The organism is Halomonas sp. NCCP-2165 (genome assembly GCF_023708045.1).
GTDB lineage: Bacteria > Pseudomonadota > Gammaproteobacteria > Pseudomonadales > Halomonadaceae > Bisbaumannia > Bisbaumannia pacifica.
Genome location: NZ_BRCY01000020.1, coordinates 34,633 through 46,819, shown reverse-complemented (window position 1 = coordinate 46,819; position 12,187 = coordinate 34,633). Strand labels below are relative to the sequence as shown.

Sequence of the window (12,187 nt, the reverse complement as noted above, 5' to 3'; positions counted from 1 at the left end):
TCTGAGGGACATGGCATGCAGCAACTGAATCCTTCCGAGATCAGCGACATCATCAAGCAGCGTATCGAAAAGCTGGATGTCGCATCCGAAGCCCGCAACGAGGGCACCATCGTCAGCGTCTCCGACGGCATCGTGAAGATCCACGGCCTGGCCGAGGCGATGTTCGGTGAGATGATCGAATTCCCCGGCGGCATCTACGGCATGGTGCTCAACCTGGAGCGCGACTCCGTGGGCGCCGTGGTGCTGGGCGACTACCTGCAGCTGGAAGAGGGCATGACCGCCCAGTGCACCGGCCGCATCCTCGAGGTGCCGGTGGGTCCCGAGCTGGTCGGCCGCGTGGTCGATCCGCTGGGTAACCCCATCGATGGCAAGGGCGAAGTGGGCGCCAAGCTCACCGACGCGGTGGAAAAGGTCGCCCCCGGCGTCATCACCCGTCAGTCCGTGGACCAGCCGATCCAGACCGGCCTCAAGTCCATCGACGCCATGGTGCCGATCGGCCGCGGCCAGCGCGAGCTGATCATCGGTGACCGCCAGATCGGTAAGTCGGCCATCGCCGTCGACACCATCATCAACCAGAAGGGCAAGGGCGTCACCTGTATCTACGTGGCCATCGGTCAGAAGCAGTCGACCATCGCCAACGTGGTGCGCAAGCTGGAAGAGCACGGTGCCATGGAGCACACCATCGTGGTCGCTTCCGGCGCCGCCGACCCGGCCCCGATGCAGTTCCTGGCGCCCTACGCCGGCTGCACCATGGGCGAGTACTTCCGCGACCGCGGCCAGGACGCCCTGATCGTCTATGACGACCTCACCAAGCAGGCCTGGGCCTACCGTCAGGTCTCCCTGCTGCTGCGTCGTCCGCCGGGCCGCGAAGCCTACCCGGGTGACGTCTTCTACCTCCACTCGCGTCTGCTCGAGCGCGCCGCGCGCGTCAACGCCGACTACGTCGAGAAGTTCACCAACGGCGAAGTGAAAGGCCAGACCGGTTCCCTGACCGCGCTGCCGATCATCGAGACCCAGGGTGGCGACGTCTCCGCCTTCGTTCCGACCAACGTGATCTCCATCACCGACGGTCAGATCTTCCTGGAGACCGACCTCTTCAACTCGGGTATCCGTCCGGCCATCAACGCCGGCCTGTCGGTCTCCCGTGTCGGTGGCTCCGCCCAGACCAAGATCATCAAGAAGCTCGGTGGCGGCGTGCGTCTGGCCCTGGCCCAGTACCGCGAGCTGGCGGCCTTCTCCCAGTTCGCTTCCGACCTGGACGAGGCCACCCGCAAGCAGCTGGAGCATGGTCAGCGCGTCACCGAGCTGATGAAGCAGCTGCAGTACTCGCCGATGTCCGTGGCCGAGATGGCGCTGACCCTGTATGCCGCCAACGAAGGCTTCCTGGACGACGTCGACGTCAGCAAGGTGCTGGACTTCGAGCGTGCCCTGCACGACTACATGAAGGCCGAACACGCCGAGCTGCTCGACAAGATCAACCAGACCGGCGGCTACGATGACGAGATCCAGAGCGGTTTGAAGGCGGGTCTCGAGAAGTTCAAGGCCACTCAGAGCTGGTAACGCCACTGGCCCATCCCGGCTTCCGGGGTGGGCCCTGGAGCTTTCTGAGGGCCACGAACGAAAGGTAGATCGCTATGGCAGCTGCAAAAGAGATTCGCACCCAGATCGGGAGCATCAAGAATACGCAGAAGATCACCAGCGCCATGGAAATGGTCGCTGCGTCGAAGATGCGTAAAGCGCAAGATCTGATGAAGGCCAGCCAGCCTTACGCCAAGCAGATCCGCAATGTCGTGAGCCATATCGCCGACGCCAACCCCGAGTACAAGCACGACTACATGGTCGAGCGCGAGGTGAAGCGGGTCGGTTATATCGTCGTCTCCACCGACCGCGGCCTGTGTGGCGGCCTGAACGTCAACCTGTTCAAGGCCGTGATCCAGGACGCCAAGGTGTGGCGCGAACAGGGCGCGGAGATCGATTTCTGCGCCCTGGGCTCCAAGGCCGGCAGCTTCTTCCGCAGCTACGGGGGCAACCTCGTGGCGGCGAAGAGCGGCCTGGGCGAGAAGCCCGAGGTCAAGGATCTGATCGGTAGCGTCAAGGTGATGCTGGAAGCCTATGACGAGGGGCGTCTCGACCGCCTCTGCGTGGTGTCCAACGAGTTCGTCAACACCATGACGCAGAAGCCGGTGGTGCGCCAGTTGCTGCCCCTCTCCCCGGATATCGGGAACGGGCACAACGCAGAACAGTCGCGTCCCGGAAGCTGGGACTACCTGTATGAGCCGGACCCCAAGGTGCTGTTGGATAGCCTGCTGACGCGGTTCATCGAATCGCAGGTCTATCAGGCGGTGGTGGAAAACGCGGCCTGTGAGCAGGCGGCGCGAATGATCGCCATGAAGAACGCCACCGACAATGCCGGCGGACTGATCGACGACCTGGAGATGGTCTACAACAAGGCCCGTCAGGCCGCCATCACCCAGGAGATCTCCGAGATCGTCGGCGGCGCCGCCGCCGTATAGCACCACGGAGGGTGAGCGGGCACGGGCCCCGCCCTCCGTCACCGGATTTCATTTACAGGGTTTTGAGAGGAACCAAGATGAGCGGACGTATCGTACAAATCATCGGCGCGGTGATTGACGTAGAGTTTCCGCGGGACGATGTGCCCAAGGTCTACGACGCGCTGAATGTCGCCAATTCCGAAACCGTGCTCGAAGTCCAGCAGCAGCTGGGCGACGGCGTGGTGCGGACCATCGCCATGGGCTCCACCGAGGGCCTCAAGCGGGGCATGGACGTCGAGAACACCGGCGCGGCCATCTCCGTGCCGGTGGGCAAGGAGACCCTGGGGCGCATCATGGATGTGCTGGGTCGCCCGATCGACGAAGCCGGCCCGATCGGCGAAGAAGCGCGCATGCCGATCCACCGCAAGGCCCCGAGCTACGCGGATCAGGCGGCTTCCAACGAGCTGCTGGAGACCGGCATCAAGGTCATCGACCTGGTCTGCCCGTTCGCCAAGGGCGGCAAGGTCGGCCTGTTCGGCGGCGCCGGCGTCGGCAAGACCGTCAACATGATGGAGCTGATCCGCAACATCGCCATCGAGCACAGCGGTTTCTCCGTGTTCGCCGGCGTGGGTGAGCGGACCCGTGAGGGTAACGACTTCTATCACGAGATGACCGACTCCAACGTTATCGACAAGGTATCGCTGGTCTACGGTCAGATGAACGAGCCGCCCGGGAACCGCCTGCGCGTGGCCCTGACCGGCCTGACCATCGCCGAGAAGTTCCGCGATGAAGGTCGCGACGTGCTGCTGTTCGTCGACAACATCTACCGCTACACCCTGGCCGGTACCGAGGTCTCCGCCCTGCTGGGCCGGATGCCCTCCGCGGTGGGTTACCAGCCGACCCTGGCCGAGGAGATGGGCGTCCTGCAGGAGCGCATCACCTCCACCAAGACCGGCTCCATCACCTCCGTGCAGGCGGTCTACGTGCCCGCGGACGACCTGACCGACCCGTCCCCGGCGACCACCTTCGCCCACCTGGACGCCACCGTGGTACTGTCCCGCTCCATCGCCGAGCTGGGTATCTACCCGGCCATCGATCCGCTGGACTCCACCTCCCGTCAGCTGGATCCGCTGGTCGTCGGCGACGAGCACTACGACACCGCTCGCCGCGTGCAGGGCGTGCTGCAGCGCTACAAGGAGCTCAAGGACATCATCGCCATCCTGGGCATGGACGAGCTGTCCGACGAGGACAAGCAGACCGTGGCCCGGGCGCGTAAGATCCAGCGCTTCCTGTCGCAGCCGTTCTTCGTCGCCGAGGTCTTCACCGGTGCGCCCGGCAAGTACGTATCGCTGAAGGAGACCATCCGTGGTTTCCAGGGCATCCTCAACGGCGACTACGACGAGCTGCCGGAGCAGGCCTTCTACATGGTTGGCACCATCGACGAGGCCGTCGAGAAAGCCAACAAGTAAAGGGCCGTCCACCAAGAGGACTAGACTATGGCGAACAGCTTCAAGTGCGAGATCGTCAGCGCCGAAGCCGCGGTGTTCTCCGGCCAGGTCGAGCAGATCATTGCGGCCGGCGTGATGGGTGACCTGGGCGTGCTGCCCGGTCACGCACCGCTGCTGACCGAGCTGCAGCCGGGTCCGGTTCGCGTCATTCATGACGGTGGCGACGAGGAAAACTTCTACATCTCCGGCGGCTTCCTGGAAGTGCAGCCGGATGTGGTGACCATCCTCGGCGATACCGCCGTGCGTGCCGACGACCTGGATGAGGCCGCCGCCGAAGAGGCGCGTCAGCAGGCGCTGAAGGCCTTCAACGAGCAGTCCGCGGAGCTGGATTACAGCCGTGCCGCGTCCGAGCTCGCCGAGGCCGTGGCCCAGCTGCGTACCATTCAGCAGTTGCGCAATAAACTCGGCCGAGGCTAACCCCTCCCGGGCCGTGGAAAACGCCTCTCGAACAGTGTTCGGGGGGCGTTTTCGTGTCTGCTATCATGACTCCCCTTGCCCGGATCGCCTCCGGAGATTCCGTCACCTGTCGCCGCGTGGATCGTGGAGGCATCAGGAGGATGCCCATGTCGCTGAACGAAACTCTCACCGAGCAGAAGAGCGTCCTGCTGGCGGCCCTGGCCCAGGATGACGCCGAGTGCCTGGATGCCCTGCTGCCGGAGCTGCGTGCCGCCGATATCGGCGAGATCCTCGAGGATATCGCCGAACAGGAGGAGGGCCTGGCCTGCTTCCAGGCGCTGATGGAGCGCCTGCCCATCGAGCGTCGCGCCAATGTGCTGGGCTATCTGCCCGGTGAACTGCAGCTGGCCTGGGCCGCCGAGATCGCCGACGAGGCCCTGCTGCTGGTGCTCGAGGAGATGAGCTCCGACGAGCGTGCCGACCTCTTCAATCTCTTCGACGAGGATCGTCGCGAGGCGCTGTTGCGACGCATGGCTCGCCAGGAGCGGGAAGAGCTCAAGCGCCTGGCCAGCTACGAGGAGGGCACCGCCGGGGCCATCATGACCTCGGACTATGTGGCCATTCCCAGTGGCATGACCGTCTCCCAGGCGATGATGCGGGTACGCCAGACGGCACCGGACGCCGAGACCGTCTACCAGATCTATATCGTCGATCCCGAGGGCCGCCTGGTGGGGACCCTGTCGCTGCGTCAGCTGATGGTGGCGCGGCCCGGGGCCCGGGTCGATGACCTGATGATCAAGGACGTGATCGGCGTGGCGGTGGACGAGGAACAGGAGGAGGTAGCCCGCCTGGTGGCCCGCTACGACCTGCTGGCGATCCCGGTGATCGATGCCGAGGAGCGCCTGGTGGGCATCGTCACCCACGATGACGCCATGGACGTGGCCGAGTCCGAGGCCACCGAGGATATCCACAAGGGGATGTCCATCGGCGCCCTGGAGGACGGCGTCAGCCGGGTGCCGCTGTGGAGCCTCTACCGCAAGCGGGTCTTCTGGCTGGTGCTGCTGGTCTTCGCCAACCTCTTCTCCGGCGCCGGCATCGCCTACTTCGAGGAGACCATCGCCGCCCAGGTGGCGCTGGTGTTCTTCCTGCCGCTGCTGATCGGCAGCGGCGGTAACGCCGGGGCCCAGGCCGCCACCCTGACGGTGCGCGGCATGGCCACCGGCGACGTGGGGGTCAAGGACTGGGGCAAGCTGCTGGGGCGCGAGCTGCTGGTGGCCGGCTCCCTGGGGCTGACCATGGCGGTGGCGGTGACGCCCATCGGCATCATGCGCGGCGGCGAGACCGTGGCCCTGGTGGTGGCCTTCAGCATGGTCACCATCGTGCTCTTCGGCAGCCTGCTGGGCATGTGCCTGCCCTTCGTGCTCAACCGCATCGGCTGGGACCCGGCCACCGCCTCGGCGCCCCTGGTGACCACCCTGATCGACGCCTCCGGGGTGTTGATCTATTTCAGCATCGCCACCGCCCTGTTGACCGGTTAGGCATCGCGCCTCGTGGTAGAGAGGCGCCTGCCTCAGGCGCGCGGGCGGACAAGGCAGGGTGTGATGTGTATGCTCTGCCAGGTTTCGAAACGGCCCGCGTGGCCTCACCCCTGATAGCAAGCGAGTGATCCATGGATTGGCTGCAGGTCCTGGTGCTTTCCATCCTGCAGGGACTCACCGAGTTCCTGCCCATCTCCAGCTCGGCGCATCTGATCCTGGCGCCGGAGCTGACCGCCTGGCCCGATCAGGGCCTGGCCTTCGACGTGGCCCTGCATATCGGCAGCCTGGCGGCGGTGGTGATCTACTTCCGTCGCGACCTGGGACGCATGCTGGTCAGCTGGTGGGCCTCCCTGAGGGGCCGCGGCACCGATGCCGACGGTCGCCTGGCCTGGTGGGTGCTGCTGGGCACCGTGCCGGTGGCGGTGGTGGGCTGGGCCTGCCACGACCTGATCCAGGACGCCATGCGCTCGCCCTTGATCGTCGCCGCGGGGCTGATCGGCTTCGGGGTGCTGCTGGGCTACGCCGACTGGCGCGGCCGCGGACGCCTGAGCGAGTACCAGCTGACCTGGAAGCAGGCGCTGGGGATCGGCGCCGCCCAGGCCCTGGCGCTGATTCCCGGCACCTCCCGCTCGGGTATCACCATCACCGCGGCGCTGCTGCTGGGGCTGAGCCGTGAGGGGGCGGCACGCTTCTCCTTCCTGCTGTCGATCCCGGTGATCGTGCTGGCCGGGGGGATGGAGACCCTGACCCTGATCCGCACGCCCCAGGCCATCGACTGGTCGGTGCTGATGATCGGGGCCCTGCTCTCCGGCATCAGCGCCTACGTGTGCATCCACTACTTCCTGGCCTTTATCCAGCGCATCGGCATGCAGCCCTTCGTGGCTTACCGGCTGCTGCTGGGGGCCTGGCTACTATGGGTCTTCTGGTGATTTTTCGAGGAGTGATGTGATGAGCCCTCCCTCCCGTCTCCTGCGCTGGGCGCTGATGGTGCTGCTGGCGGTGGCGCTGAGCGCCTGCGATAACGGCGATCGTCCGCTGGAGTCGCCGGTCACCCTGGACGGGGAGATCTTCGGCACCTTCTATCAGGTGACCATCGCCGATCCCCTGACCCGGCAAGGCGCCGAGGCGCTGGAGGCGGGTTTCCTGGAGGCACTCGAGGCGGTGGATGCCTCCATGTCCACCTATCGGGACGACGCCGAGCTGGTGGCCTTCAATCGGGCGCCGGTGGGCGAGTGGCAGCCCCTCTCCGCGCCCCTGATGGAGGTGCTGGCCATCGGCCAGGCGGTGGCCGAAGCCAGCGGTGGTGCCTTCGACATGACGGTCGGCGGCCTGGTCAACCTGTGGAGCTTCGGGCCCGAGGCGCGCCCCCGGGAGGTGCCCGATGCCGACGAGCTGGCGAGCCGCCTGGCCGAGATCGGCCCCGACAAGCTGGAACTCGATCCGGCAACGAACCAGGCGCGGCGCCTGGCGGATGTCTTCGTCGACCTCTCCGGGGTGGCCAAGGGGTATGCCACCGACCGGGTCGCCGCCTACCTGGAGGCCCAGGGCATCGACCACTATCTGGTCAACCTGGGGGGCGACCTGGCCGTCCAGGGGTTCCGGGATCGCCAGGCGCAGCCCTGGCGGATCGGCGTCGAGCTGCCGGACAGCTCGCGGCGGGTGGCCCGCCATGTGCTGCCCCTGCATGACGGCAGCGTGGCCACCTCCGGTGACTACCGCAACTACTTTGAAGAGGATGGCCGGCGCTTCTCCCATACTCTCGATCCGCGCAGCGGCTATCCGGTGACCCATACCCTGGCCTCGGTATCGGTCTTTCACCCCTCCAATGCCTGGGCCGATGCCTGGGCCACCGCACTCAGCGTGGTGGGGCCGGAGGAGGCCCTGACCCTGGCCGAGCGCGAGGGGCTCGAGGTGCTGCTGCTGGTGCGCGACGGCGAGGGCTGGGCGAGCCTGGCCAGTCGCGCCTTCGGCGAACGCCTGGGCGAGGCCCGCCTCGCCGAACTGGGGATCGAGGTGCCGGCATGGAACCACAATCAGGAGGAAGAATGAGTCTCGACGTCGTGATTCTCGCCGCCGGGCAGGGCTCCCGGATGCGCTCGACCCGGCCCAAGGTGCTGCATCGCCTGGCCGGCAAGCCCATGGTGCGCCATGTGATCGATACCGCCACCCGGCTCGGCGCCGGCAAGCTGCATGTGGTGATCGGCCACGGCGCCGACCAGGTGCGCAGCGAGCTGGGCGACTGCCCGGTGCACTTCGCCCTGCAGGCGGAGCAGAAGGGCACCGGTCATGCGGTGGCCCAGGCCCTCGAGGGGCTGGAGCATGACAAGGTGCTGGTGCTCTATGGCGACGTGCCGCTGATTCGCGCCGAGACCCTGGCGGGGCTGCTGGACGGAGTCGACGAGTCGCACCTGGGGCTGCTCACCGTGACCCTGGCGGAGCCCGACGGTTATGGGCGCATCCTGCGCAATGCCGAGGGGCAGGCGGTGGCCATCGTCGAGCACAAGGACGCCTCCGAGAGCGAGCGGGCGGTCAAGGAGTGCAATACCGGCATCATGGCCATGACCCGGGCCCAGCTGAAGCGCTGGCTGCCCCAGCTCTCCGCCGATAACGCCCAGGGCGAGTACTACCTCACCGATATCATCGCCCTGGCCGCCGCCGAGGGGGTGAAGATCGTCACCGCCCAGCCGGAGGATCCCCTGGAGGTGGAGGGGGTCAATAACCGCGCCCAACTGGCGCGCCTGGAGCGAGCCCATCAGGCGCGGATCGCCGAGGCGCTGATGACCGAGGGGGTGGCCCTGCTCGATCCGGCACGCCTCGACGTGCGCGGTCGCCTGCGCTGCGGCCATGACGTGGAGATCGACGTGGGCTGCGTCTTCGAGGGCGAGGTGGAGCTGGGCGAGGGGGTGCGCATCGGCCCCTACTGCGTGATCCGCGACAGCCATATCGGCGCCGGCAGCGTGATCGAGGCCCACAGCATCGTCGAGCAGAGCGTGGCGGCGGGACATAACCGCATCGGGCCCTTCGCCCGGCTGCGTCCCGGCACCCACCTGGCGGTGCAGGCCAAGGTGGGTAACTTCGTCGAGACCAAGAATGCCCAGGTGGGCGAGGGCAGCAAGATCAACCACCTGAGCTATGTGGGCGATGCCACCCTGGGGCGCGGCGTCAACGTGGGGGCCGGCACCATCACCTGCAACTACGATGGCGTCAACAAGTCCCGCACCGAGATCGGCGACGACGCCTTTATCGGCTCCAATACCGCCCTGGTGGCCCCGGTCAGCGTCGGCGCCCGCGCCACCATCGGCGCCGGTTCCACCATCAGCAAGGACGTGGCCGACGGCGCCCTGGCGGTGGCCCGGGGCCGCCAGCTCACCAAGGCGGACTGGCCGCGGCCCAGCAAGCGCAAGTAAGGGTGGGCCAGTAGCGCTCGAGGTCCGGGGCTATCCTGGGGGCAGGCACTTCGCAAAGACGCTTTTGCTCCGGCCTGCCCCCAGCGCCCCTTAGCGATTCCCGCACGAACCCTGCTCGGGTAGCCCCCGGGCTTGACCCGGGGCGCCGGCTGCGGTTTTATCTCTCCTTTCGAATCGAAACCAAGAGCTTTCATGTCGAAGCGCAATACCGCCCAGCGTCGCCACGCCATCCTCGCCTTCGTCAACGAACGGGGCGAGACCGGCGTGGACACCCTGGCCGAGCACTTCGCCATCTCCGAGGTGACGGTGCGCAAGGACCTGGCGACCCTGGAGAAGAGCGGCCTGCTGCTGCGCCGCTACGGCGGGGCCGCGCCCCTGCCCCAGGAACTGCTGGGGGAGCCGCGCCTCTCTCCGGCCAAGCGGGCCATCGCCCGGGCCGCCTGCGCGCGTATTCGCGAGCATCAGCGCATCATTATCGACAGCGGCAGCACCACCTCGGCGATGATCCCCGGCCTGGCGGGCAAGGCGGGCCTGGTGGTGATGACCAATGCCCTGGCGGTGGCCAATGCCCTGCGCGAGCTGGAGGAGGAGCCGATGCTGCTGATGACCGGCGGCACCTGGGACCCCCACTCCGAGTCCTTCCAGGGCCAGGTGGCGGAGCAGGTGCTGCGCCAGTACGACTTCGATCAGCTATTTATCGGCGCCGATGGCATCGATCCGGCCCGGGGCACCACTACCTTCAACGAACTGCTGGGCCTCTCCCGGGTCATGGCCGAGGTCTCCCGGGAGGTCGTGGTGCTGGCGGAGTCCGCCAAGGTAGGCCGGCGCATCCCCAATCTGGAGCTGCCCTGGAAGGTTATCCACACCCTGATCACCGACGAAGGGCTTGGGGGTAAGTCATTGGCCGCCATCGAGGCCCGGGGGATCGAAGTGATCCGGGCCGCCGTCGACGCCGACTAGTCGCATTATTTCTAGGAGAATCAGTCATGTGTGGAATCGTCGCCGCGGTCGCCGGCCGCAACGTCCAGGGTATCCTGCTGGAGGGCCTCAAGCGCCTGGAGTATCGGGGCTACGACTCCGCGGGCATGGCGGTGCTCGATAGCGCCGGGATCCTGGGGCGGCGCCGCGCCCTGGGCAAGGTGGCGGCCCTGGAGGCGCGCCTCGCCGAGTCGCCCCTGGGCGGCCACAGCGGCATCGCCCATACCCGCTGGGCCACCCATGGCAAGCCCAGCGAGGCCAATGCTCACCCCCATCAGTCCGGCGATGACCTGGCGGTGGTGCATAACGGCATCATCGAGAATTTCGAGGCGCTGCGTCGCGAGCTGCGGGGCGAGGGCTTCGTCTTTACCTCCGAGACCGATACCGAAGTGGTGGCTCATCTGCTGGCACGCCAGCTGCGCGATGGCCAGGACCTGCTGGCGGCGGTACAGGCGGTGGCCGGGGGACTCGACGGCGCCTATGCCCTGGGGGTGATCAGCCCCTCGGAGCCCGGGGTGGTGATCGGCGCCCGCCAGGGCAGTCCCCTGGTGGTGGGCGTGGGCATCGAGGAGGCCTTCCTCGCCTCGGATCCCCTGGCGTTGCTGCAGGTCACCGACCGTTTTATCTACCTGGAGGAGGGCGACGTGGTGCGCCTGGCCCCGGGGGGCGCGATCGCCATCTTCGACGCCCGGGGACAGGCGGTGGAGCGTCCGGTGCGGGTCTTCGAGCACGGCGACGGCGCCGCCAGCAAGGGCGACTATCGTCACTTCATGCTCAAGGAGATCCACGAGCAGCCGGCGGTGATCGCCGCCACCCTGGAGGGGCGCCTGGGCGCCGAGGGGGTGCTGGTCAACGGCTTCGGCAGCGAGGCCCAGGCGCTCTTCCAGCGGGTACGCCAGGTGCATATCGTCGCCTGTGGCACCAGCTATCACGCCGGCCTGGTGGCCCGCTACTGGCTGGAGCGCTATGCCGGGCTGCCGACCCAGGTGGAGGTCGCCTCGGAGTATCGCTACCGTCGGGTGGTGGTTCCGGAGAATACCCTCTTCGTGACCCTCTCCCAGTCCGGCGAGACCGCCGATACCCTGGCCGCCCTGCGCTTCGCCAAGGACAATGGCTACCTGGCCAGCCTGGCGATCTGCAACGTGCCGGGCAGCTCATTGGTGCGGGAGTCGGACCTGACCCTGCTTACCCAGGCCGGCCCGGAGATCGGCGTGGCCTCCACCAAGGCCTTTACCACCCAGCTCGCCGCCCTGCTGCTGCTGACCCTGGCCCTGCAGCGCGTCCAGGGGGACGAGGCACCGGCGGGGCTGATCGAGGCCCTGCGAGGCCTGCCCGAGGCGGTGACCCGGGTACTGGCCCTGGACGACGAGATCGAATCCCTGGCCGAGGCCTTCGCCGAGAAGCACCATGCCCTCTTCCTGGGGCGCGGCGCCCATTTCCCCATCGCCCTGGAGGGGGCCCTGAAGCTCAAGGAGATCTCCTATATCCATGCCGAGGCCTATCCCGCCGGGGAGCTCAAGCATGGTCCCCTGGCCCTGGTCGACAGCGAGATGCCGGTGATCTCGGTCGCCCCCAATGACGAGCTGCTCGACAAGCTCAAGTCCAACCTCCAGGAGGTGCGGGCCCGGGGTGGCGAGCTCTTCGTCTTCGCCGATGAGAGCGTGGCCCTGGAGGCCGGGGAAGGCGTGCGGGTGCTGCGCCTGCCGGCGGTGCACGAGGCCCTGGCGCCGATCCTCTATACCCTGCCGCTGCAGCTGCTCTCCTACCATGTGGCGGTACTCAAGGGCACCGATGTGGATCAACCACGGAACCTCGCCAAATCGGTGACGGTGGAATAACAAGGTAAGGGTCGGGCACCGATAGGGATC

The 12,187-nt window shown here is 67.1% G+C and carries 10 protein-coding genes; all 10 read left to right on the top strand.

The annotated features are described in order from the left end of the window. The first annotated feature begins 15 nt into the window (after positions 1-15). A complete protein-coding gene (atpA, locus tag NFU04_RS11425) occupies positions 16-1,560 on the top strand; it encodes a F0F1 ATP synthase subunit alpha (protein WP_146802447.1) in 1,545 nt (514 codons plus the stop codon). A 74-nt stretch (positions 1,561-1,634) separates the two neighbouring features. After that, on the top strand, positions 1,635-2,513 hold the full coding sequence (gene atpG, locus NFU04_RS11420; protein WP_146802448.1) for a F0F1 ATP synthase subunit gamma: 879 nt from the start codon (positions 1,635-1,637) through the stop codon (positions 2,511-2,513). 77 nt (positions 2,514-2,590) lie between these two features. Then, positions 2,591-3,961: a F0F1 ATP synthase subunit beta gene (atpD, locus tag NFU04_RS11415; RefSeq protein WP_146802449.1), complete on the top strand. Its 1,371-nt coding sequence runs from the start codon at positions 2,591-2,593 to the stop codon at positions 3,959-3,961. Positions 3,962-3,988: 27 nt separating this feature from the next. Next, complete coding sequence (locus NFU04_RS11410) at positions 3,989-4,417, top strand: F0F1 ATP synthase subunit epsilon (RefSeq protein WP_251309559.1); 429 nt, start codon at positions 3,989-3,991, stop codon at positions 4,415-4,417. Positions 4,418-4,563: 146 nt separating this feature from the next. After that, positions 4,564-5,934 (top strand): magnesium transporter, encoded by a 1,371-nt coding sequence (gene mgtE / locus NFU04_RS11405; protein WP_251309558.1) that lies wholly within the window; start codon positions 4,564-4,566, stop codon positions 5,932-5,934. A 131-nt stretch (positions 5,935-6,065) separates the two neighbouring features. After that, the gene (locus NFU04_RS11400; protein ID WP_251309557.1) at positions 6,066-6,863 is read left to right on the top strand and encodes an undecaprenyl-diphosphate phosphatase; all 798 of its coding nucleotides are present in this window, start codon (positions 6,066-6,068) and stop codon (positions 6,861-6,863) included. Positions 6,864-6,882: 19 nt separating this feature from the next. Then, positions 6,883-7,983, top strand: a complete 1,101-nt coding sequence (locus tag NFU04_RS11395) for an FAD:protein FMN transferase (RefSeq protein ID WP_251309556.1) — start codon at positions 6,883-6,885, stop codon at positions 7,981-7,983. Further along, positions 7,980-9,341, top strand: a complete 1,362-nt coding sequence (gene glmU / locus NFU04_RS11390; RefSeq protein ID WP_251309555.1) for a bifunctional UDP-N-acetylglucosamine diphosphorylase/glucosamine-1-phosphate N-acetyltransferase GlmU — start codon at positions 7,980-7,982, stop codon at positions 9,339-9,341. Before NFU04_RS11395 ends, glmU begins: the two co-directional genes overlap by 4 nt. Before the next feature lie 192 nt (positions 9,342-9,533). Then, the gene (locus tag NFU04_RS11385; RefSeq protein ID WP_251309554.1) at positions 9,534-10,301 is read left to right on the top strand and encodes a DeoR/GlpR family DNA-binding transcription regulator; all 768 of its coding nucleotides are present in this window, start codon (positions 9,534-9,536) and stop codon (positions 10,299-10,301) included. 26 nt (positions 10,302-10,327) lie between these two features. Then, positions 10,328-12,157 (top strand): glutamine--fructose-6-phosphate transaminase (isomerizing), encoded by a 1,830-nt coding sequence (gene glmS / locus NFU04_RS11380; RefSeq protein WP_251309553.1) that lies wholly within the window; start codon positions 10,328-10,330, stop codon positions 12,155-12,157. The last annotated feature ends 30 nt before the right edge of the window (positions 12,158-12,187 follow it).

Excerpts from the sequence above, each read along its gene's own strand:
- NFU04_RS11385 (WP_251309554.1), top strand. The coding sequence starts at position 9,534 with ATGTCGAAGCGCAATACCGCCCAGCGTCGCCACGCCATCCTCGCCTTC.
- atpG (WP_146802448.1), top strand. The coding sequence starts at position 1,635 with ATGGCAGCTGCAAAAGAGATTCGCACCCAGATCGGGAGCATCAAGAAT.
- NFU04_RS11400 (WP_251309557.1), top strand. The coding sequence starts at position 6,066 with ATGGATTGGCTGCAGGTCCTGGTGCTTTCCATCCTGCAGGGACTCACC.
- glmU (WP_251309555.1), top strand. The coding sequence starts at position 7,980 with ATGAGTCTCGACGTCGTGATTCTCGCCGCCGGGCAGGGCTCCCGGATG.
- mgtE (WP_251309558.1), top strand. The coding sequence starts at position 4,564 with ATGTCGCTGAACGAAACTCTCACCGAGCAGAAGAGCGTCCTGCTGGCG.
- glmS (WP_251309553.1), top strand. The coding sequence starts at position 10,328 with ATGTGTGGAATCGTCGCCGCGGTCGCCGGCCGCAACGTCCAGGGTATC.
- atpA (WP_146802447.1), top strand. The coding sequence starts at position 16 with ATGCAGCAACTGAATCCTTCCGAGATCAGCGACATCATCAAGCAGCGT.
- NFU04_RS11410 (WP_251309559.1), top strand. The coding sequence starts at position 3,989 with ATGGCGAACAGCTTCAAGTGCGAGATCGTCAGCGCCGAAGCCGCGGTG.
- NFU04_RS11395 (WP_251309556.1), top strand. The coding sequence starts at position 6,883 with ATGAGCCCTCCCTCCCGTCTCCTGCGCTGGGCGCTGATGGTGCTGCTG.
- atpD (WP_146802449.1), top strand. The coding sequence starts at position 2,591 with ATGAGCGGACGTATCGTACAAATCATCGGCGCGGTGATTGACGTAGAG.